Origin of the sequence: Actinosynnema sp. ALI-1.44, from assembly GCF_001984155.1 — a bacterium.
In the GTDB taxonomy this organism is placed as follows: Bacteria; Actinomycetota; Actinomycetes; order Mycobacteriales; family Pseudonocardiaceae; genus Kibdelosporangium.
The window spans coordinates 1-21,803 of record NZ_MTQO01000016.1; the positions used below are offsets into that span (position 1 = coordinate 1).

At 64.4% G+C, this 21,803-nt stretch carries 13 protein-coding genes and 3 CRISPR repeat arrays; of the genes, 4 read left to right on the plus strand and 9 right to left on the minus strand.

Annotation, left to right across the window (positions count from 1 at the left end; translation table 11 throughout):
* Positions 1 to 142: 142 nt before the first annotated feature.
* Positions 143 to 5,566 (plus strand): polymorphic toxin-type HINT domain-containing protein, encoded by a 5,424-nt coding sequence (locus tag ALI144C_RS00275; RefSeq protein WP_237773866.1) that lies wholly within the window; start codon positions 143 to 145, stop codon positions 5,564 to 5,566.
* Positions 5,567 to 5,949: 383 nt separating this feature from the next.
* Here the strand turns inward: ALI144C_RS00275 and ALI144C_RS57085 are convergent, their stop codons facing one another.
* Positions 5,950 to 6,816, minus strand: a complete 867-nt coding sequence (locus ALI144C_RS57085) for a transposase (RefSeq protein WP_237773867.1) — start codon at positions 6,814 to 6,816, stop codon at positions 5,950 to 5,952.
* Between the two features lie 632 nt (positions 6,817 to 7,448).
* On the opposite strand from ALI144C_RS57085, the gene ALI144C_RS00300 reads away from it, so the two are divergent.
* Positions 7,449 to 7,673 (plus strand): hypothetical protein, encoded by a 225-nt coding sequence (locus tag ALI144C_RS00300; protein ID WP_076984948.1) that lies wholly within the window; start codon positions 7,449 to 7,451, stop codon positions 7,671 to 7,673.
* 531 nt (positions 7,674 to 8,204) lie between these two features.
* Here ALI144C_RS00300 and cas6e read toward each other — a convergent pair.
* From cas6e to ALI144C_RS00335, 7 genes are all read right to left on the minus strand, one after another.
* Positions 8,205 to 8,948 carry a type I-E CRISPR-associated protein Cas6/Cse3/CasE gene (cas6e, locus tag ALI144C_RS00305; RefSeq protein WP_076984949.1) on the minus strand — a complete coding sequence of 248 codons (744 nt, stop codon included), beginning with the start codon at positions 8,946 to 8,948 and terminating at the stop codon, positions 8,205 to 8,207.
* Positions 8,949 to 8,950: 2 nt separating this feature from the next.
* Positions 8,951 to 9,733: a type I-E CRISPR-associated protein Cas5/CasD gene (cas5e, locus tag ALI144C_RS00310; RefSeq protein WP_076984950.1), complete on the minus strand. Its 783-nt coding sequence runs from the start codon at positions 9,731 to 9,733 to the stop codon at positions 8,951 to 8,953.
* On the minus strand, positions 9,730 to 10,878 hold the full coding sequence (cas7e, locus tag ALI144C_RS00315; RefSeq protein WP_076984958.1) for a type I-E CRISPR-associated protein Cas7/Cse4/CasC: 1,149 nt from the start codon (positions 10,876 to 10,878) through the stop codon (positions 9,730 to 9,732). Before cas7e ends, cas5e begins: the two co-directional genes overlap by 4 nt.
* Positions 10,879 to 10,889: 11 nt before the next feature.
* Entirely contained in the window at positions 10,890 to 11,501 is a 612-nt protein-coding gene (gene casB / locus ALI144C_RS00320) for a type I-E CRISPR-associated protein Cse2/CasB (protein ID WP_076984951.1), read from the minus strand.
* A gap of 2 nt (positions 11,502 to 11,503) precedes the next feature.
* Complete coding sequence (casA, locus tag ALI144C_RS00325) at positions 11,504 to 13,147, minus strand: type I-E CRISPR-associated protein Cse1/CasA (protein ID WP_083752570.1); 1,644 nt, start codon at positions 13,145 to 13,147, stop codon at positions 11,504 to 11,506.
* 294 nt (positions 13,148 to 13,441) lie between these two features.
* A complete protein-coding gene (cas3, locus tag ALI144C_RS00330) occupies positions 13,442 to 16,333 on the minus strand; it encodes a CRISPR-associated helicase Cas3' (RefSeq protein WP_237773868.1) in 2,892 nt (963 codons plus the stop codon).
* 613 nt (positions 16,334 to 16,946) lie between these two features.
* Positions 16,947 to 17,280: a CRISPR direct-repeat array (repeat unit 28 nt; unit sequence GGAACAGCCCCGCCTGCGCGGGGACGAC).
* Positions 17,281 to 17,373: 93 nt separating this feature from the next.
* A CRISPR array of direct repeats spans positions 17,374 to 17,706; the repeat unit is 28 nt; unit sequence GGAACAGCCCCGCCTGCGCGGGGACGAC.
* 138 nt (positions 17,707 to 17,844) lie between these two features.
* Positions 17,845 to 19,191: an IS4 family transposase gene (locus ALI144C_RS00335; RefSeq protein ID WP_076984952.1), complete on the minus strand. Its 1,347-nt coding sequence runs from the start codon at positions 19,189 to 19,191 to the stop codon at positions 17,845 to 17,847.
* A 134-nt stretch (positions 19,192 to 19,325) separates the two neighbouring features.
* Positions 19,326 to 20,508: a CRISPR direct-repeat array (repeat unit 28 nt; unit sequence GGAACAGCCCCGCCTGCGCGGGGACGAC).
* Between the two features lie 26 nt (positions 20,509 to 20,534).
* Between ALI144C_RS00335 and ALI144C_RS00340 the strand changes: the two genes are divergently transcribed.
* Positions 20,535 to 20,705 (plus strand): type I-E CRISPR-associated protein Cas6/Cse3/CasE, encoded by a 171-nt coding sequence (locus ALI144C_RS00340; protein ID WP_083752572.1) that lies wholly within the window; start codon positions 20,535 to 20,537, stop codon positions 20,703 to 20,705.
* A gap of 433 nt (positions 20,706 to 21,138) precedes the next feature.
* Here ALI144C_RS00340 and ALI144C_RS00345 read toward each other — a convergent pair whose 3' ends face one another.
* On the minus strand, positions 21,139 to 21,456 hold the full coding sequence (locus ALI144C_RS00345; protein WP_076984953.1) for a M15 family metallopeptidase: 318 nt from the start codon (positions 21,454 to 21,456) through the stop codon (positions 21,139 to 21,141).
* Positions 21,457 to 21,536: 80 nt separating this feature from the next.
* Between ALI144C_RS00345 and ALI144C_RS00350 the strand changes: the two genes are divergently transcribed.
* Positions 21,537 to 21,779, plus strand: coding sequence for a hypothetical protein (locus tag ALI144C_RS00350; RefSeq protein ID WP_076984954.1), 243 nt, complete (start codon positions 21,537 to 21,539; stop codon positions 21,777 to 21,779).
* Positions 21,780 to 21,803 lie beyond the last annotated feature (24 nt).

Consider the following 21,803-nt stretch of genomic DNA (forward strand, 5'->3'; position numbering starts at 1 on the left):
GCACTTCTTCGGCCGCAGTCAGGAAGCCGCCTCGACATGGACCATGCCGGTGTACGGGCCGCGTCAGGGAGATCCGTGCTACGACAGCGACTTCGGCAAGGCCTCGTGTACACAGGCGTGGCGCTGGAATCTTGACTACTCCGTGGACACGTACGGCAACGCCACGGCCTATTACTACACCACTGAGACCAATCATTACGGCGCCAACAAAGCCACCACCGGCGTCCCTTATGTCCGTGGCGGCAACCTCAAGCGCATCGACTACGGCCTGCGCGACACCGGAAACGGCATCACGGGCCAGACCGCGCCCCGGCAGATCACCTTCGACACAGCGGAACGTTGCGACCCCGCGGTCGACCCGAAGGTCAACTGTGCCGATTCGGCTCAGATGACCACCAAGAACGCTCTGTCCTGGCCGGATGTGCCGGTTGATCAGCAGTGCAAACAGGGAGAGACGTGTAACAACCACGCCCCGACGTTCTGGACCACGCGCAAGCTGACCACGATCACCACCTGGTACAACACCGGGACCCGTCCGGTCAAAGTCGACGCCTATGCGTTGAACCAGACTCTGCCGGGGGTCGGGTCGGGTGACCGGGAGCTGCGGCTGGATTCCATCGTCCGCACCGGATTCGGGCCAGACGGCACATCTCCGGATGGCAAGTCGATCACGCTGCCGCCGGTGTCGTTCACCAGTCAGCTGTTCGACAACCGCGTGCTGGGACACAAGAACCTGCCTGCGATGGCGCACTGGCGGCTGACCAACATCGCCACCGAAACCGGGTCATTCATCAACGTCGCGTACAGCAAGGCGGAGTGCACCAAGGACACAGTGCCGGCAGAGCCGTCCACGAACGACAAGATGTGCTATCCGGTCCAGTGGAACCCGCCGTACTTCCCTGACGTGATCTTGGACTACTTCCACAAGTACGTGGTGACCGAGGTCCAAGTCCAGGACCGCAACGGCATCTCCCCGACTCAGGTCACCAGCTACAGTTATCTCGGCAAACCCGCGTGGCACTACGACGACAACGAAATCGTCAAACCCACCAATCGCACCTACGGGCAGTTCCGCGGCTACGGCCAGGTCGAGGTCCGCGCGGGAAACACTCAGAACAACACCGGGGGTGTCGCGGACAAGCGGACCCTGACCAAGACGACGTATTTCCGGGGCATGGACGGCGACACCATGCCCAACAACGGGAAACGCCCGGCTAAGGTCCGCGACTCGTTCGGCACCGAGCTGCCCGACAATGACCTCTACGCCGACCAAGCCCGCGAAGTCGAGACGTTCAACGGCGATGGCGGCCCCAGATTGTCCACCACGCTCACCGAGCCCACCACCGTCGCGACCACCGCGACCCGGGCACGTAGCGGGATGTCCCCGCTGCACGCGACCATCACCGCGACCGGCAAGACCCAGTCGTTCACGCACCTGGCCGCAGGCGGAACCAAGTCCACCAGCACCACCAACCGGTATGACACGGTTGGCCGGTTGGTGGCGTCCACCAGTTCCGGTGATGGCGTGCCCGATCTGTGCACCACGACGCGATACGCCGACAACACCGTGACGTGGGTCCGTGGTAAACCGAAAGAGGTCATCACCTCGCAAGAGGCATGCCCTCAGGGCGATCCGACACCGCGGCTCATCCTGTCGGACGTCCGTACCTACTACGACACGTCCAACGTCCTCGGCGAGGTCACTCTCGGCAGCGCGTCGAAGACCGAGACAGCGACCGACAACCACAACGGCACGTTGACCTTCGCTGTCATGGCGCAAGCCACGGTCGACAAGGCCGGGCGGCCGAAGTCGGCTACCGACGCGGCCGGGAACATCAGCACGACCACGTACACGCCGGAGGACGGCGGCATCCTCTCGCAGGTCGTGCTCACCAACCCGAAACAGCAAACCTCGACAACCGTGCGCGAGCCGTCGCGGGGCAACACGGTTGCCGAGATCAATGTCGCTGAGCAGCGCACCGATGCCATCTATGACCCACTCGGACGGCTGATCGCAGTGTGGAAACCCGGGCAGACCAAGGACGTCGACCCGGCCTCTGCCACCTTCGACTATCTCGTGCGGCTGAACGGGCCACTGGCGGTCACCACCAAGACCCTTGTTGATTACGGAAAAGGCACCAACTACGTCACCGCCGTCAATCTGTATGACGGTCTCGGGCAGCTGCGCCAGACCCAGACCGACGTCGAGGCTGGCGGTCGGGCGGTCAAAGACACCTTCTACGATTCACACGGCTGGGCCCGGGTCAGCAACAATCGCTACTACACCAACGGTGCTGCGAGCACCACACTCGTCCAGGTCGCTGACAGCGCGGTGGACGACCGCACCATCGTCACCTATGACGGCTCCGGCCGCGCCGAGCGATCCACCGCCTACAAGGGACTCAACGCCACCTGGGAAACCCGAACGGTCTACGGCGGTGACCGCACCACGGTCCTGTCGCCCCAAGGTGGTGTCGCGTCCACCACGGTGACCGACGTCCGCGGCAAGACGGTCGAACTGCACCAATACACCACCCCACCGGCCGTGAGCGGCACCGGGCAGGTGACCGGTGGCGCACCGCAGGTCACCAAGTACCACTACACCCCGACCGGGCAGCAGGACTCCGTCACCGACGTCGCGGGCACGACCTGGACCTATCGATACGACTTCCTCGGTCGCAAGACCTCCCAGACTGATCCGGACACCGGAAGCAGCACAACCACGTACAACCTGCTCAACCAGGTCACGTCCACCACCGACGCCCGCGGCAAGACCCTGTCCTACGAATACGACGCGTTGGGCCGGAAAACAGCTGTCCATGACGGACCGATCAGCGGTCCGAAACTGACCGAGTGGACCTGGGACACCCTGCAAGCCGGGAAACTCTCATCCTCAGTCCGCCACACCGACAAAGGCGACTACGTCTCACGGGTCACCAGCTACGACTACATGGGACTGCCCCGCGAGCACCGGACCATCATCCCCGCCGGGGAGACCGGTCTCGCCGGAATGTACGAGACCAGCTACTCATTCACCTCGACCGGGCTCCCGCTCAGTGTCCAACCCGCCTACAAGGGTGGACTGCCCGACGAGATCCTCAACACTGAGTACAACAAGTTCGGTCAGCCCACGACCTTGCGTGGAGACTTCGACTACGTCTCCAACACCACTTACACCCCCTACGGGGAAACAAGCCAGTTCACACTGTCCTCCTTGGACAGCTCGGGTTGGCTGACTTACGCCTACGACCCGCAAACCCGGCGCCTGACCGGGCAGAACCTGTCCGTCCGGACAGCCGACCGCCAGGTCAGCGACCTGAAATACGCCTACGACCCGGCCGGTAACCCGACCAAAACCACAGAGATCCGCGGCCCCGTCGGGTCACCGACACGAACCCAGTGCTACCAATACGACCCACTCAACCGGCTGTCACAAGCCTGGACTGCCACCGACGACTGCAAGAACACACCCAGCCCTGCCACGGTCGGCGGCCCCAAACCCTATTGGATGTCCTGGACCTTCGAACCCAACGGTCTACGCAAACAACAGACCACCCACGCCGTGCCTGGTGCCCCTGGCGGTGACAGCGTCACCATCTACACCTACCCGGCAGTTGGCGCCAAGCAACCGCATACCCTCACCAGCACCGCCACCACCGGCCCGCTTGCCGGGTCGACCGGTTACACCTACGACCCATCGGGCAACACTCTGACACGAGGCTTGCCGTCCGGTAACCAGGCCCTGACCTGGGACCAGGAAAACCGGCTCGCGACCGTCACCACGCCTGCGGGGGAAACGTCATACACCTATGACGCGGACGGTGGGCAGCTCATCCGCCGGGACCTCGACAAGACCACCCTCTATCTCCCCGGGCAGGAACTCGTGCGGGACAACAAGACCGGCGTTGTCACCGGCACCCGCTACTACACCCACGGCGGCACCACGATCGCGTTGCGCGTCGGCTCCACCGGCAACCCCCAATACCTGCTGTCCGACCCGCACGGCACCGGCCAGGTCACCGTGAACTCCGTAGGGTTCGCTGTGACCCGACGTGACCAAGATGCCTACGGCAACAACCTCGGCGACACCCAAGGCGGACCCTGGCCCGACCAGCGCGGCTTCCTCGGCAAACCCACCAGTACCGCCACCGGCCTCACCGACATCGGCGCACGCAAATACGACCCGGTCACCGGCCGATTCATCTCCGCCGATCCACTGCTGGACCTGACCGATCCGCAGCAGATGCAGGGCTACGCCTACGCCAACAGCAACCCCATCAGCTTGAGCGACCCAACCGGACTTAAACCCGCAGGTTGCGAGGAGGACCGACTCAACTGTCGTACCGGCGAGCCGCTGGCTCCCGTGGTCAATGATCACGGGGACGGTATTTCCAGCGTCTACGATCCACACACGGGCAACACATATGTCAACGGTGTGAAGCTAGGTCCGCGTGCACCAACATTGAATAAGCTGATCCCGGCCTTGAAAAAAGCAAAGAAGAATAGGAACTTCTATCGAAACAAGGATGGGGGGGATATATCGCCAGACGATCCGACATGGCGATTGAGGACGATCGACATGCTCGTGGCGGCTTGCGGGGAAGGTGAGTCGGCATTCGACGTATGCTCTCGCGATTATTTGCTCAACATTGTCTATCGTCAGGCGAATCCCGATGCGCCTGACGAGGTATCAGGCACACAAGCCTTTGCGGGTCTCATGGCCTGGGGGCTTGCTAATGGCCCTGGAGGAATGGGTCGTGTTAAGAGTAATGGCTCGACTAGAACTCGCGGCGGGTCTGGTGGCTGTAGTTTCCTGCCTGGAACACAAGTTCTGATGGCGGATGGCACCTATAGGTCGATCGAAGAACTCAAAGCTGGCGACATGGTGCTCGCCACTGATCCTGAAACAGGCGAAACCGCGCCGGAAGCGGTGTTGGCTCCTCTGTCGAGCGACGGCGGCAAGAATCTGATCAAGATCACCATCGACACAGACGGCGCGGCAGGCGATCAAATTGGAACACTGACCGCCACAGACAATCACCCCTTCTGGGCGTCCGACCTGAACAAATGGGTCGCCGCCGCCGAACTTCACATCGGCAGCCGTCTGCGGACCTCCTCGGAAACCCAGGTCCAGGTCACCGCGATCCGATCTTGGACAGTTCAACAACGCGTCCACAACCTCACCGTTGCCGATCTGCACACGTATTATGTGCTAGCGAGAGACACGCCGGTGCTCGTTCATAACAGCAATCGGTGTACGAAAATCGATGATAATCACATTGTGAACAACCACACGCCCGAGGGGATGTTCACAACTGACAAGTCCAAGACTGAATGGTTGCCTGAGACATCGATGGAGTCACGTAAAGCTATCGTCTATGACGTGCTCGATCGCGGGCTGGTAGTAAAGGACACTGGGAATCGCGAGGGTGTGGTGAAAGAGTTCACATATGAGGAGCCGATTGGGTACAAGCGAGACGCGAGAAGGACGCCACTTTACACGATGCGAGTATACTATGACCCCGATGAAGATTTTGTGCGGAATGCTTTCCCCGTTGTAAGGTGAGGTCCTGTGAAGATCTCTTTTTCGCCGAGTCAAGACTATGCTGATCACGGGCGAGAGCATGCCCAGGTGGGCGATCTAGCTACAGTGTCCAGGGCCGATTTTAGATGGTACTATTTCCTCGGGCGTCTCTCGATCTCTCATCGAAGCGTCGAGGTCGGACCTCCGTGGGGGTGGGTACCATTGTTCGACGCGATGTACTCTCTTCAGGGCGTGATGGACTTCGCTCAGGGGGGGAACGCGCTCGGTAAGCTAGATTTTACCGAAAATGACGAATCCATCAGCTTTGAACTGGTTCGAGATGGTCTCCGTGTAGTTCCGACCTACTTGGAATGCGAGCTGCATTGCTCGGTCGGTGAATTCGTGACTGCCGGTGTTAGTTTCATTCATGAGGAGCTGCAAAGGGTGGTAGCGGAATATCCCTCTCTCGCTCGTAACCGGCACGTACTTGCGCTGGCACTGGAAGTGGGTCTGGAGATTTCTGAGACGTAGCGGGGGTTCTTTACGTGTAGATTTTGAAGCCTTGTCAGGTGCGCCCTGGAGCTGTGCGTGTAGGTGCCGAAAACTTCATCCGTGCTGGTCAAGCGACGTGGTGGTATTCGTGGAGGATGCCACCGAGTCGATCTTGTCGTCGGATGTCGAGGTGCTTGAGTGCGCTTGGGTTGGTGATGGTGCGCGTGCCGAAAACCACGTCCATCCAGGTTAAGCAGCGTGTTGGTACTCATGGATGATTCCGCCGAGACGGTTGTGCCGGCGGACGGTGAGGTGTTCGATCTGGTCGGGTTCAAGTGCTTGAGTAGGGCTCGCAGGGGTGATGCGGCGGCGAGCGATCGGTGGGTTCGGTGCTGGTTGTAGTGCCGTTCGTACTCGCGTAGTGCGTGCCGGAGGTGGGTTTCGTTCCAGATCAGCGTGCGGTCCAGCAGTTCGGCGCGCAGCGTCTTGACCCAGCGTTCCATGATCGCGTTCATGCGGGGCATCCGGACACCTGTCAGCACCGTGGTCACCCCGGCTTCGCTGAGGACCTCGTTGATCAGTGTGGGGTATTTGGCGTCGCGGTCGCGGATGAGGAACCTGACTTGCGTCAGGTTGCGGCGTCCTCGAGATCCATCAGCAGGTTGTGGATGGGCTGTGTCACCCGGGTGTGTGGGATGCGCGGTAGTGCCGAGTATGCGTACGCGCCGGTCGGTGTGGTGGGTGGCGGCGAGGATGTACTGGCGCGCGCCGGTCAGGGTGACGGTCTCGATGAAGTCCATCGCTAGGATCGCCTTGGCTTGGGAGCGGAGGAAGTCGGCCCATGTGATGGTCGCCCGGGTGCGGGGCTGGGTCGATGTCGGCGGTCTTGAGGATCTCCCACACGGTGGAGGCAGCGCTCGAGACGCCGAGTAGGGCCAGTTTGCCGTGGATGCGTCGATAGCCCCACGAGGGATTTTCGGCTGCCAGGCGCAGGACGAGGCGGCGGATCGAGGCGACCGTGCGCGGACGCCCGGGCCTGTGGTGCGTGCTCGCGCGGGCGTGGCGGCGTTTTACCAGGTCGCGGTGCCATCGCAGGATCGTGTCCGGGCTGACCAGCAGCTGGAACCTGCGCAGTGTCGCGCGAGCCAGAGGCACCAACAGTGCCGCGAGAAACGCTCTGTCCTCAGGCTGCAGTCGTGGACGCTGGTTGCCGAGGTGTCGTTGCAGGATCGTGAGTTGGTGGCGTAACGCAAGGATCTCGACGTCCTTCTCACCGTCGGTCATGCGTAATAGCCGCAGTGCAGCAAAGGCATGGGAGACGGCAAGATAGGCGAACCGGACCAACATAAGCCGCGATCATGCCCGACCCCGACCGGTCACACTCCGATGCCTGCTGACCTGCACGGACGTAGTTCTCGGCACCTACAACGTCATGACCATCGGCAAACGCATCACCGCCGCCCTGGGCGTCCTGGCCACGACCGCGGTGCTGTCCCTCACCGGCACCGCCACCGCCGCCCTCGGCCTCAGCGGTGGCATCAGCTTTGACAACAACGCTAACAGCGGTGGCATGAACTTCAGCACCGACGCCGCCATTGGCACCCAGAACAGCAACATCAACTTCCGCTACAGCAACAGGCTCGGCGGCGTCCTCTGACTGCGCTAGTTGTGGCAGGAACAGCCCCGCCTGCGGAGGGACGAAAGTAGCGGCGTTCCTTCGCCGTTACGGGGGATAGAACACCGCCTGCGCGGGGACGACGTATGGAACAAGACGATCAAGCCAGTGTTCGACGGAACAGCCCCGCCTGCGCGGGGACGACGCGCAGGACGCTGGCCAGACCTTCGACCGCGAGGGAACACCCCCGCCTGCGCGGGGATGCCTTCATGTTGACGGCGATCTCTTCGCCGACGTCCGGAACAACCCCGCATACGCGGGGACGACGAAGAAGACCAGCACGTCAGAGGCGAAGGAACAGCCTGCCTCCGCGCCGACGACTACCATCGCGGGAACGACCGGCACGGCAAGCGGGGAACAGCCTCGCCTGCGAGGACGACCATCCGCATGGACTCCTGCAAGTCGGTGGCTTGATAACAACCCAGCCTGCGCGGGGACGACCGATCGGCCGACACACCCCACACCGCATAGGAGGATTAGCCCCGCGTGCGCGGCAACTGATGTGCGGGCGAACTATCTGCTGAGTGGTGCGAGGGTGAGGAGGCCGCAGCCGTAGGCTTTTGATGGTCCGATTCCGTCGAGGAGTCTCTGCTTGAAGGTGGTGGGGTCGGTGATGGCGAGTCGCCCTTCGAAGGTGACGGCGGTCAGGGAAACCAATATCCTGGTTGGTCCTTTGTGGAATCGTTGTGGGTTGCGGGCGACGATGCGCACGTCGTGTGCGGGGGTTCCGGTGTCGTCCAGGCCGGGGGCGGCGTGGTCGCGTCGTGCTGATGGGATGGTGAAGCCCCAGTTCGCTGTGCGGCGGACGAACCAGTCGAGTTGGTGTGCTGCGGTGCGATGGGTGAGTCGGAAGCCTCGTGTGTTGCCGTTGTCGCGTCGTTTTTGTTGTGCTGGAGTGGGTTTGTTGGGGTTGATGGTGTTCTCGACGGGGTGTGCGGTGACGCGGAATGCGAATTCGTGGCCGAGGGTGAGGTGGGTGAAGAGGGGGCTGTAGTCGCGGATGGTGAAGTGTTCGCCTTCTGCGTGGGGCCAGCCGGCTTGGTCGACGATGTGGCTCCAGTCGGGTTTGGTCTCGGTGAGCACGAGCAGTGATGGTCGTCGTGGGTCGGCTGTGTCGAGGCGCCACAGGGTTCGTTCTCGGGTTGGGTTGCCTGCGATGCCGCCGGAGATCATGCCGTGCGCGACGTGTGGGTTGCGGACCAGTAGTCCGCCTTTCTGGCGGAGTGGGTTGATGCGGATTTTCGAGAGGAAGGGCATGGCTACCACCCGAGGAGTGCGAAGGGATCGTGTGGATCGGGGCCGTCGTCGGGGTCGCTGATTCCGGTGGGGACGGTGACCCAGCCGTGTCTGATCGCGCGGGTTGTGAAGCCCTTGGCGAGTGGGTCGAGCGAGGTGGGCACGTCGGCGATGAGGTCGGTCGCGGAGTCGTCTTCGACGCTGATGGGCAGGTCGATGGTTCGGGGCCGGTTGCGGAATCGGCGGCAGTACAGTTCTTTGCCGTACTCGGTGACCTGCCACGGCAGGGTGTTCAGACTGTCGTCGAGGGTGCCGGGGTGGATGCCGATGGTCATTTTTCCGGTAGGGACGCAGGAACGTCGGCCGAGCGCGAGGGGAAATGCGGGGGCGCGTACCGCGTCGTGCAGGTCGGTGATCAGGGGCGCCGGGCCGTGGATGGCTGCGACGAAGATGGCGTCCTGCAGATAGAACCGTTGGGTGACGTGGGTGTACTTGCCGCTGGCGGGTTTCTGGATGCCTTTCGCGTTGACTGACGCGGACAGCAAGGCGTTGCCGCGGTAGTCGCTGACTGTGTGGTAGTCCCGCAGTAGTGTGCCGGGTTGGTCCACGCGAATCGCCAGCCGGAGTCCCAGTAGGTCGGTGATGTCGGCTTCGCGGGGGCGTCCCTGGGCGGCGGCCAGGAGGCCGAGGACGCCGGATTTCGTTGGCTCCGGCCGGGTATCTCGCCGGTTGAACACGCTGCCGAAGCCCCAGGACTGCAGAGGCCCGGCGAGTCGCAATGCCAGGACGGCAGTGTCTTCGGTCACTGGGCGGCCTCTGCGGCCAGCCAGCTGTCGACCGTGCCACGGACGGTGGTAAGTAGTGCCGGGAACGTGGTCGACGCGCCGAGTGCCTCGCTGATCTTGTCCTGGCCGGTTTCGATGGGCAGGTAGGCGGCGACGGTCAGATCGGCTGGGTTCTGCCACAGTTCGGTGACGGTGGCGGCTTCCTCGGCCAGCCTGGTCAGTGACCGTTCGATGATGCCGCTGTGGCCTGGCAGGACGGGCCGTTCGAAGGCGGAGACGAGATTGATCGGCTGGTCGGTGCGCAGCATGACGACGACAGCGGACGGCAGGGTGCGGTGCGCGAAGGTGTTTTGGTGCCCGGTGGGCATGGAGCGGCTGAAGGCACTCAGGAACAGGTCGACCGCTTCAGCGGTGGCGGTGGCGTCCGCGAGGTTCTGCTGAAGTTGGCGGATGTTGATGGTGGCGTAGCGGTAGAGGGTGGCGGAGTTGAACTCGACGGTGCCGATCATTCCGGCGCCTGCGTCCTCGTCCTTGGGCTTCTCGTCGTCGACCGCGGTGTAGTAGTCGAATTCGAGGTCCACGGCGTGGGTCGAGAGCGCGTGCGCCACCTGTGTGGCGGCGTCGACGTTGAGATTGGTCATGTTCGCGACCATGCGCCCGAATAACGCCACATCGATGGGGTGGGTCCGGCGGAGTTCGTCGGTGACCGGCAGGTCCTTCAGCGCTGTGGCCAGTTCCTTGGGCTCCAGTGTGACCAGTTCGCCGACCCGGTCCCGGACGAGTTCGGCGATGGCGTCGAGTTGGCGGTGACCGAAGAACAGCAGGTATGAGGTTTCGTCAGCCTTTTTCTGCGAGGGTGTGATGCCCAGCGGCCCGAGCATGGCTATGGCGAGTTTCTTGGACTGGTCTCCATCAAGGCTGTATAGCGCGGCGAGCCGGTCGGCCAGGAGCTTGCCGATCCGTTTGGTGCGGGTGCCCAGGTCGGTCTCGGGAAGGGCGTCGACGAAGGCGCGTCGGGTGGCTCGCTTCCAGGCTTGGGAGGACACGCGGGATCGGCGGACTCCGCCGTACACGGCCTGCTTGGGAGACCCGGCGTCGTCGCGGTTCAAGTTGGATGGTGGGACGGTCTGCAGGATGTGGATGTCAACGTAGAGGTTCCTGGTCACGAATGCGTCCTTCACTGCTCGGTGTCAGGTTTCGCCGCGGCGTCGGTTGTGGAGTTGTCAGTGGTTGGGCTGTCGCTGGAGGCGGGGTCGGCCCAGCCGAAGTAGTCGGCACCCCAGCGGCGGCGGACGCGTTTGCGGCGCTCGGAGGAGTCCCAGTCGTAGATGTCGTTGACCAGTTGGGTGTAGTCGAACGCCAGGTGCTCGGTGCGCAGTTGAGTGATGAGCCCTCGAAGGTGCTGCACCAGTTCGCCGGTGCTCGTCGCTGTCGCGGCGGCGTTGACTCGCCGGTCCAGTGCGTCGGCGCTGTAACGGCCGCTGGCGCGCAGTGTCCGCAACGCCACGCTCATGGACATGTCGGCGACATGCATCCTGCGATCGCCCTGCGACTGCTGGTGAACACCGAACAGCCCCAGGGCGCTGTGCTCGGCGACCAGCTTCGGCGACGGGAAGGCCGAACTGGCCTCGCGATCGGAGAGGATGACGCGGTAGTAGGGCCACAGTTCGGGGACGGTCCCCGCTTCGCGGTTGATCGCCTTGCGTAGGTTCGGCAACGCTCCTGACGCGCGTTTGTCCTTGGGATCGAAGCGTTGCCAGAACCAGTCCTCTCGGGAACGCAGTGGCATCTTCAGGACCCCTCCTTGGTCGTGTCACCGCGGCCTAGTCGCGCGAGGGTCTTCCTGACGCGGGCGCGGAATGCCTTCTCGGCGGTGGACTCGCGGTAGATCGTCTTCTTGTCAGTGCGCTGATCGACATCTACGTGGCCACGAAAGACGATCTGAGGGCTCGCTTCAAGCACGGACTCGGCGATGCTGAGCACAACTCTGCGTGCGGCCGTTTCCCAGGCCAACCGTCCCGCTTCGATCTGGTTCTCGTCCGCGCCTGCGCGCTGTAGCCCAGCGAGAAACCGCCGGACCCACCGGTCGAACCCGTGGATGGCAATGTCCCCAGGCCGCTGCCCCTTGTCTCGGGGTGCCTGGTCGCTGCCTTGCGCGCGGCGGAGGTCGTCAGCGAGCCTGTTCAACGCCCAGGCCAGGTTTTCGGCCTGTTCGGCGACCTCCAGGATGGCGTCACGCGTGGGATCTGTGGTGGTCAACGCTGATACCGGTAGTGGAAGCGCGTCGCTTACCGAGTCCTCGAAGACAGCCATCTTCTGGCCGTAGATGAGACCGTAGATATGTGCCTGCAACGGAAAGTCGGCAGGCAGGGCGCCGTCGACGCGGAGCTCGCCGATCTGGGTGAGCAGGGAACTCGTCTCAGCGCTTGGCCCCGGCGCCCTGTCGATGCCGCGCAACGCGAGCAGCGAGTCCAAGCCGCGCCACGCTGCCTTGCCTGCCGTGTGCCGCTTTGGTTTCCGGGTGGCGGGCGAGGACTTCGTCGCCGGTTCGATGCGCCAGGTGGTGTGGGGCTCGTAGTCGGGGATATCGGCGAGGCGGTCGCCAGCGGCGATCATCACCTGGCTGACCACGAGCGTGCCGTCGATCCGCTCTGGGAAAAGGCGGATCCGTCGCGACTGCCAGGTCAACAGGTCCAGCAGCCCAGCCGCCTGCCGAGACCGCCACCGCGCGGTCGACGGTTCCGGATGCCGCCACTGTGGTGTGCCCAGGCCCTCGTCGCCGTCCTCGAGGACCGGCAGGTTGAGCATGATCGTTTCGAAGAGATTGCGACCAGCGGGGATGACCACTCCGAGCCGACCGAGTGGACCCACCGGGTTACCCATGGTCTTTCCAGCTGTGGCCAACGGGTCTCCCACAGCACCGGTCTTGATCGCCGCGGTATCCCAGCAATGGGTGTGTAGCAGCCAGAGGGCGGCCTCGGCCGGTGTCAGGGTGATTTTGTCGCCCTCGGTGCGGTTGGAGAACAAGGGGACGTTGTTGCCTGACGCCTGGTGGGGGAGCAGCAGTGAGATCGACTTCGTAGTTCCGGTCTGGGACTGCAGTCCTGCTGTTTGCGCGAACGGACGTACCTCGTCGAAGAGGTCGAACCTGTCGTGGTACTCGTTCAGGTACGCGTGGATCTTCTTGATGTCGTCCCGCCCGAACACGCCGAGGGTGAACCGCTCTTTCCACTCCGCCGGGGAACCAGGTGGTCCCAGGGCGTCAAGCACGATCGGCACGAGGAGTTGTCGCAGCAGTGCCGGTGCGAGCGTGGGAAAGCTGACAGAAATGTCCTTGATCTGTCCTGCGTTGTCGAATAGCGAGGTCAGCGAATGCGATCGTCGTCCGTTGCTGGTAGACGCTGGTGCGAACGGCATGTCGACGATATTGGACACCGTCGAGCTCCTCCTTGGTCTGTGCCGGAGAGTTCACGTGTTGACCCGTGTACCGGGTTAAGTGCTGGAGATGTAGCTAGAGTCGCCGCGCGGTGACTCGTGTTACGGCATCGCGGAACACCGAAGCTCTTCCGCTGGAGAAACACAGGATTGTTCACACGATCGGGTGTAACGAGCCAACTCGTGACGACGACCTTGTTCGTGCGGGCATCGCTCCACCGAGGCTCTGCCACCCCAGCCGCAAGCCTTGTCGCGCCCGCGAACACGGACACCACGTGCGACAGTGCGCGTCGTTCACGTCACGATCAACCCCTCGGCGTCGTCGTAGCGCACGGTCGAACCCCCGAGCTTTCGCTGTCCATGCTCGTCGAGCACCAGCGCGCGCGATCGCCTAAGCCACGGGTCATCGAGCCAACCGCTTAGCGGTGCCAGCGTGCTTTCCGCCTGTTCACTGAGTTTCGCCGGCAGGCGCGTCACTCCACCCAACACCGTGTCCAACGCACCGGTGAGCACTTCACCGTTCACGCCGAGAGGTGTCGCGCCGTCCCATGCGTAGTAGCCACCCGACAGGCGTCGCACGATCACGACCTCCACAGACGGCTCTCCATCGCGCACCAGCGCCTCAAACCGTTCCTCATTGGAGCGGCCGGGAACATCGTGTTCGTGCAGCCCGGCCAGGGTCGGGGTGCCGTACTTTCCCTGCCTGGTCAGGACGAACTCACGTGCCCGAGCGGCCCGGTCGTCCTGCTGCTGCGTCCAGTCCATGAACGCGAGCTCCTCGTCAGCCGACCAGCTACCTGGACCGAGGTGTGCTGTTCCGTAGCCGAGCGCGACCAGCCGAGGTACATCCGCCGGGACTGACCATCCCGTGTCCGTGGCACTGAGCACGAGTGCCGCCGCGCGAAGCAGACGGTGGCGTCCATAGATCGAGACGCTTGGCTCCAGCAGACGCGGGGTACTTGTCTGAGGTTCCAGTCCGGTGACGATCACCTTCGCAGCGCTGAGACGACTCGGTCGCACGATGTTCTCGTGTCGATGCAGCCGCCCGATCCGCTGGAGCAGAAGATCGATCGGCGCGAGGTCGGTGACGAGGACATCGACGTCCACGTCGAACGAGCACTCAGCGAGTTGGGTCGCGACGACCACCAGCCGTGGGCGTGGTGTGCCGGTCGCCCGTGTCTGCCTACCTTGTTCCGCCCCGAGCAGGCGGAGGCAGTCCGCTGTCCGCTCGGCACGGTGCACGGCATTGAGTCTGCCGTGCAGCAACCGCACGTCCTCGCCGAAGTGCTGCTTCAGTTCACGGAACGTCTCCTGAGCCCGGTTGACCGTGTTGTGGACAACCAGCGCGGTCCCACCGTCCTGGACCTCGTGACGTACTCGGTTCACTACCGCCGCTGTTCCGGCAGCAGCGCTGGCGAGGACTTCGACCTGGACAGGAATCGGCTGGCGCCAACTAGGAGCGTCGTCGACCTTGACTTCGGGCCGGTTGTCCACAACGGACGCAATGGTCACGCTCGGATAGCCCTGTGGTTCAGGAACGCCGGACGATGGATCGTCAGCACCCGCGCCGGTCAGATATGCGGATACCAGAGTGTGCTTCTGCCGGGGAGACAGTGTGGCAGTCAGCAGGATGACAGGAGCGCGCATCCGGCCGAGCCACCACACCGCCTCTTCCAGGAACTGCTCCATGTAGATGTCCGCCGCGTGCACCTCGTCGAGGATGACCACTTTCCCGGCCAGACCTGCGAATCGCAGCATGACGTGCCTGGTACGTGTCGCGGCGAACAACAACTGGTCGATCGTGCCCACGGCGAACCCTGTCAACAAGCCTCGGAGCCGACCGAGAAACCACTCCGCAGGCCCGAACCGGTCGCCACACTCCGCGCGAGCCGAGTGTTGACCGTCCGCGTCCTCACCGACATCCACGAACTGTTCGTCCGGCCGTCGCTGCGCGAGCCCGTCGCGAACCTTCCGGAACTCGGGGCTGAACCGCGCTTTTCCATGCAACAGAGCCACCTGAGCTGCCAGCTCTGCGCTCAACGCGTCCAACCAGGCACACACCTGACCGAACATCGGATCACTGGTGGCTTGCGTCGGCATCCCGACGAACACGCCGTCCGCTCCGAACTTGGCCGCCATAATCTCGGCGGTGACCAGGGCGGCCTTGGTCTTTCCTTCCCCCATCGGGGCCTCGATGAGCATCAGCCCTGGGGTTCTCATCCGCGTGGCCGCGTCCACGACCATTCGCTGGAACGGTCTTGCCCGGTTGCCGAAACGCGCCGCAACCAGGTCTCCTGTCGACACTGTATGGCTACCCCAACCACCTCGAAGCCGCAGATGCTTCCACGCCTCGCGTGCCCGTGCTTGTGCGCCTACCCAACTGACGTCGTCCAGTCTGCGAATACCGGGAAAGTACTCCGACGCACTCGCGATCCAGTCCGCCATCACGATCAGGCCCGACAGCATCAACTGTTCCGCCTTGTTGGGTGCCTTACGCGGAGCGCTCTCAGCCAGAGTCTGATATCCTAGAATCCGGGTCACCGTCAGCACCAGCGCCTCCTGCACAGCACCCCAGCCAAGGCACCGCCCTTGGTGTTCACCCCGAGCCTGTTTGCAGCCGAAAAACTTCTTCGACGGGAACCGGCCATGATGTCCGGCCACGAGCGGCCACAGCCACTCGATCGACGAGGCGTCCCATCCCGAGCCGGAACGGGACAGCAGACTCCGCAGCAGGGTCGCGCCAGCCACATCGTGCCGCCAGCGCAGTGACTCGAAGTCAACGTCGTTCCATGACAGTCCAGCCCGCTGGACCCTCGCCGCGCCAGCCTTGTCCAGTGCCTGAAACGCGGGAACTGCTTTGCCACAGTCATGCAGTGCGCACAACCAACGAAACAGTCTCTGGCCGTTGCCGCCAGCCAGATCGTTTAACAGCACGCGGATGCTCGGCGCCATGAAATGAGCCCACATCTCATCCGCCACCGCCGCGGTGTCGAGTAGGTGACAGATCAACAAGCTCCAGCGGCCGCCACCACGCGACGCGGACTTCCCCCATAAGGCACCCAACTGGTTGATCGTGGCCTCACTGAACCCGAGCTCGCGGGCGACCAGCGCAACTTCTCCGCGGTAACGGACCACCATGCCTCCCGCAGCCTCCATGATGTTTGCGTGGGTGTCAGCCTGCACCATGCCACCGACAAAAATGGGTCTTGCACGATTGACCTGCGACCTTGGTTCAGCTTTCGCCTATCGACGAATATCCGCCAAGTCAGCTTCGGTTGATGATGCGGGCACCGGGGCACTGGGGATGCGGTGGCTAGACTCCTCACATTATCGCGACGAGTGATGACAAACTGTCGCTTGAAGACTCCACGAGACTCAACGTGCCCCACGTCAAGATGATCTCGGCCAATGTTGCCAACCAGCACGATGGCGTTAGGTGGCTGACCTTGGTTGGCGCCCAAGGAAAGCAGGCGGGGCCTGGCCGCAGCAGCCACGTCACTCTCACTGCCCACGACCTTCGAGCCGCGGCCATGCAGCTCGTCGCCGAGCTACTCCTCAACGCCAATTCGCGCGTCATTTCGAGCGCTAACCCCGCAAGACGTCAGGCAGCTCGGAGGAGATGCTGAACTGGCCGAAGCGGCATGGAGGGCACGTGCCAAGGTGGCCAACCAGTCGATGCCAGGACGAAGCTCCGTCGTGGCACCGGCCCTCGATATCAACCGTTTGGCAGCGTGAGCGGATGTTCGCCAGGTATCGACGGTGTGGTGTCTGCGGACGCCCATGGTGTGCGCTGGTGTCGGAAACAGCCCCGCCTGCGCAGGGACGACCCTGTGCAGCAGATGACGGACCTCGTCGTGGGAGGAACAGCCCCGCCTGAGCGGCGACGACTCGAGCACCTGGACCAGGTCGCGGTTCCACGCCGGAACAGCCCCGCCTGCGCGGGGACGACCGTGGTGACGTGTGGATCACCAGGCTGCCGGGCGGAACAGCCCTGCCTGCGCGGGGACGACCGTGGTGACGTGTGGATCACCAGGCTGCCGGACGGAACAGCCCTGCCTGCGCGGGGACGACTGACACTGGGCCATCTCCGAACCGACACGTTCCGGAACAGCCCCGCCTGCACGGGGACGACCCGGAGAAGGCCACCGTGTGGGACGACTTCATCGGAACAGCCACGCCTGCGCGGGACGACCAGCCCGGTCTGATTGATGTCGTCCTGCCACACCGGAACAGCCCCGCCTGCGCCGGGGCGACATTGGCTGGCGAGGTCGAGCTGTGCTTGTCGACGGAACAGCCCCGCCTGCGCGGGGACAACCGACCGGCTCGCCTTGCCTGTGCAAGTCAAGAAGGAACAGCCCCGCCTGCGCGGAGACAACGGCGACCCACATCTCGCGCTATCCACTGTGTAGGGAACAGCCCCGCCTGCGCGGGGACGACCACCACAACCCCTGTCAGCGGCGGCTGAATCGCGGAACAGCCCCGCCTGCGCGGGGACGACTGTTCCTGCGGAAGCATCCCGCCCGTCATGGACGGAACAGCCCCGCCTGCGCGGGGACGACACACTTCTTGACCAGGCATTCTAGCAACCGGAACGGTGTTTTAGATTCACTTTGGCGTGAGCGTGCGGGTCAGATACGTATCGGTGCCTGCCTGGCGGCCTAGCTGCAATGCCGTGTAGTTAGGTCTTGGCTGGCCAGTCAAGGGTGTGGCGGGTCGAGGATGTCGATGCTGATGGTTGCTTTGTAGCTGGCTCTGTCCACGGTGCCTCGTGCGTTGTATTTGGAGATGGCTCGTTTGACGACGCGGGGGCTGGTTCGGATGCGTCGGCTGGGCAGGAGGTTGGCCAGGACCTGTCTGCCGATGGTGCCCACGAGGTCGATCACGGTGTCGGCGATGACGCCCGCGGCGTGGATGATCTGGTCTCGGGCGGTGTGCAGGGCGATGCTGAACCCGGCTCGGTCCGGGTCGATGCCGGGGCGGGTGCTGGTGGCGTCCGCCATCACGGTGCGCAGGAGCTGGTAGGTGACCAGCAGGGCGTAGACCTCTTGTTCGACACCGTCTGGGGTGCGGGCGCGCAGGACCCGTCCGCCCAGGACACTGGACTTGATCTCCAGGTAGGCGGTCTCGATCTCCCACCGTTGGTGGTAGAGCGTGACCAGCTCTGAGGCGGGATGGCGGTGGTGGTCGAGCAGCGTGGTGACCAGGCGGTAGAGACCTGTTCGCCGCCCGGTGCTGGTGACGATGGCGATCTCGGCGGTGATGACGCGGACCGTGACCGTGCCCAGCATCGACAGGTAGGACCCGTCGTCATAGCGGCGCAATGGCGGCAGTTTCCGGCTGGTCTTGACCCTGAACAGCACGTGCGCGCCTGTGGCGGCGATGAGATCGTCGGCGGCGAAGTTGCGGTCGGGCAGCACGATCGTGCCTTCTCGCACGCGGCCCGACAGGCGGGCGGCGTAGGTGGTCTCGCCGCTGGTGACTGGGCCCAACACCGCGTCCAGCACGGTTCGGGTGCCGCAACTGACCAGCACCAGCATCCGCAGCAGCGGCTGGGAGGACCCGCCGTTGTTGCTGCCGGGCTTGGTGAACACGGTCAGGTTCGCGGCGCTGTCCGCGACGGTCATCGTGGTGCCGTCGAGCGCGGTGACCAGCAGCCCGCGCCATCGGGTCCCGGTCGTGGCGATGCCGGCGGCGGGGCCACGCAGCAGGTCGAACAGCCAGCGCAGGGGCGCGACGCCGACTCGGCGGCGCGCCTGGCACAACGCGCCCGCGGTCGGCGAGGCCGTGTCCACGCCGTGCAGCCCGGACACCAGCCGGTTCCACACCTGCCGATAGCCCAGCTCGGGAAACAGACAACCGGCCAGCAGGAGATAGACCACCACACGGGAGGGCAGATCTCTGATCCGGGACTGGACCTTGCGGGTCTCGGCCACCGCGTGGTCGACCATCTCGAACGGGACGAGTTGAGTCAGCTCACCGAGATGGCCTGGCGCGGAACCGGCCCTCGGCGACGGTGACCGCACCGGTAATGACAGACTGGGCATCCAACGGAGTTCCTGTACTTCAGCGATCTTGGTCGACGCTGTTCTAGCAGGAACTCCGTTGCCCGTTTCAGCCACCTTGACATCCAAGCCAACGCCTTAACTACACGGCATTGGGGCTAGCCTGACACTCCGTGGGAACAGCCCCGCCTGCGCGGGACGACCTGACGCCGCCGATGCCGGTGGCTATGGTTTTGGAACAGCCCCGCCTGTGCGGGGACGGCACCGCGCAGGAAACCGACGGCCACACCATCGAAGGAACAGCCCCGCCTGCGCAGGGACGGCATCAACTTGGGGATCCGACTAGAGCGGATCCCCGGAGCAGCCCCGCCTGCGCGGGGACAACACCATGGAGCCGGACAACGCCGTGCACGTCACGGGAACAGCCCCGCCTGCGCGGGGACAACGCTGAGGCGCTGGGCTTCGGCCTCATCATCGCCGGAACAGCCCCGCCTGCGCGGGGACAACCTGCGCAACGCGCCGAAGGCGCGCGCCATCGGGGGAGCAGCCCCGCCTGCGCGGGGACAACCTGAGGTCTGTCGACGTGACCGTGTACCCACGGGAACAGCCCCGCCTGCGCGGGGACGACCGCGGCCTGGGCGTGGTCGTGGAGTTCGGCCAGGGAACAGCCCCGCCTGCGCGGGGACGACTTCAACCAGACTTGCAGGGCCGGTCGACCGGACGGAACAGCCCCGCCTGCGCGGGGACGACGGTGCCGGCGTGGGTGTCATCGTCTTGCTGGTGGGAACAGCCCCGCCTGCGCGGGGACGACTGGGCCGCGACCTACGGCAACAACGACGGGGACGGAACAGCCCCGCCTGCGCGGGGACGACACATCGGCGGGATCTTCACACCGGGTCGGCTACGGAACAACCCCGCCTGCGCGGGGACGACCATGACGCTTCTCCAGTCGGAGGAAGGGACACGGAACAGCCCCGCCTGCGCGGGGACGACGCTGGTGAGCAGCTCGTGTGCTTCCGCGACCCGGGAACAGCCCCGCCTGCGCGGGGACGACGCTGGTGAGCAGCTCGTGTGCTTCCGCGACCCGGGAACAGCCCCGCCTGCGCGGGGACGACTTGACCTTCGCCATGCTGGTGGGGCCGAGTACCGGAACAGCCCCGCCTGCGCGGGGACGACGACATCCGCTCGTTGTCGCCGGAGTTCGAGGCGGGAACAGCCCCGCCTGCGCGGGGACGACTCAAGGCGGAGTACAACGCAGCCGACAAGCCGAGGAACAGCCCCGCCTGCGCGGGGACGACCGCTTCCCAACGACACCGACGCCCTTGCCGACGGGAACAGCCCCGCCTGCGCGGGGACGACCCGCAGAACTCGCTCGAACGCTCAAACTGAGGGGGCGGCAGGTCAAAGCTAACCGAGAGCTCGTGATTACCGCGTCAATCTTCGAAGGGACCGCGAAGATTGCAACACCAGGCGCGACTCGACAGGCCGTTCTCAACGGAATAGGGCGAGGGCGTGCGTATGGTTGCGGTCTACTTTCCCTTGCGCTGTTGAGGTGAATCATGAACGGTCTACTTCGGGTAGACCATGCGCGGCACATGTGCGGATGAGGGTAACCGAGACTCACCGACTGCCTTCATGGCTCGCCGGCAGCTCCTCTTCCTACGAGTGTCAGGTCAATCCACGAAGCTGATCACAGCGAACCGATAGAGGCCGTCGGAGAGGAGCTAAGCGCGGCCACGCTAGCGCCGCGACCGACACGCCCGAATCGCGTTGCGGCACATGAGTGAATCACGTCACTCCTTGGTGGCGACGTCGGCCCAGGATGACTTGACCCGCTCGGCTCGGCGGAGGTGATGAGCCGGTCGTCCTCCGTCAACTCCTCGGCATGCCACTCTGCTGTCCATGTCGTTCCAGGGGCGGCGTGTCCGGTTCGTGACTCGCCCCGCCGTGCACTGCTCCACCGGTGGGTCCAGGTTGGCGTTCCGTTCGTCAAGTGTACGAGCCGCCCCACCGCAGGCCGAGGGCCGCCGCCTTGGACTCGATCACGCCCCGCAGGTGTCCCGGGACGGTGCCGAACGCGCCGAGCGGGTGCCGGGGCGCGTTCAGGTCGATCGCGGTACCGGACGCATGGTTGGACAGGGAGTTGCTGCCGCTGATCTCGCGGTAGGCGTAGCCCCAGCAGCCGGGGACGACGAGCTGTTCGACGGTGACATGCCACCAGCGCGCGAACTCCAGGAGCAGCGGCGCGACGTCGGCGCGGATCGGCATCACCACGTGCGTGGCGCCCGGCACCGCGAACGACCGCACCCCGCCTGCTGATCGGGTCCGTCCTGCCGCTCATCGTCGGGTACATCACGAACGTCTCCTGGCACGGTGGCGTCCGCGCGGTGCTGCTGCTCGCCCTGTCCGCCGTGTCCTCATTCGGCACCGAGTTCCTCGCTGCCCTCAACGCCGGGGCCGTGTTCGACGTGGGCGCGACGCTACCGGCCGACCTTGCGGTCGGGCAGCGCTGGTTCGCGAGGACCAGCGCCTGCGATTTGGAATCGCGGCGTGCTTGGATGAAGGCGGAGTCGGCGAGTGCACGGTTGAGCCCCAACTTTGCGGAGTCCGCTGGTGGCTGCCTTCCCTGACCGGCATATCGCCAGTCGACGGCG

Coding starts and splice junctions, on each gene's coding strand:
- ALI144C_RS57085 (WP_237773867.1), bottom strand. CDS start 6,816: ATGGACTTCATCGAGACCGTCACCCTGACCGGCGCGCGCCAGTACATC.
- ALI144C_RS00300 (WP_076984948.1), top strand. CDS start 7,449: ATGACCATCGGCAAACGCATCACCGCCGCCCTGGGCGTCCTGGCCACG.
- cas6e (WP_076984949.1), bottom strand. CDS start 8,948: ATGCCCTTCCTCTCGAAAATCCGCATCAACCCACTCCGCCAGAAAGGC.
- casB (WP_076984951.1), bottom strand. CDS start 11,501: ATGCCACTGCGTTCCCGAGAGGACTGGTTCTGGCAACGCTTCGATCCC.
- cas3 (WP_237773868.1), bottom strand. CDS start 16,333: ATGGTGCAGGCTGACACCCACGCAAACATCATGGAGGCTGCGGGAGGC.
- ALI144C_RS00335 (WP_076984952.1), bottom strand. CDS start 19,191: ATGCCCAGTCTGTCATTACCGGTGCGGTCACCGTCGCCGAGGGCCGGT.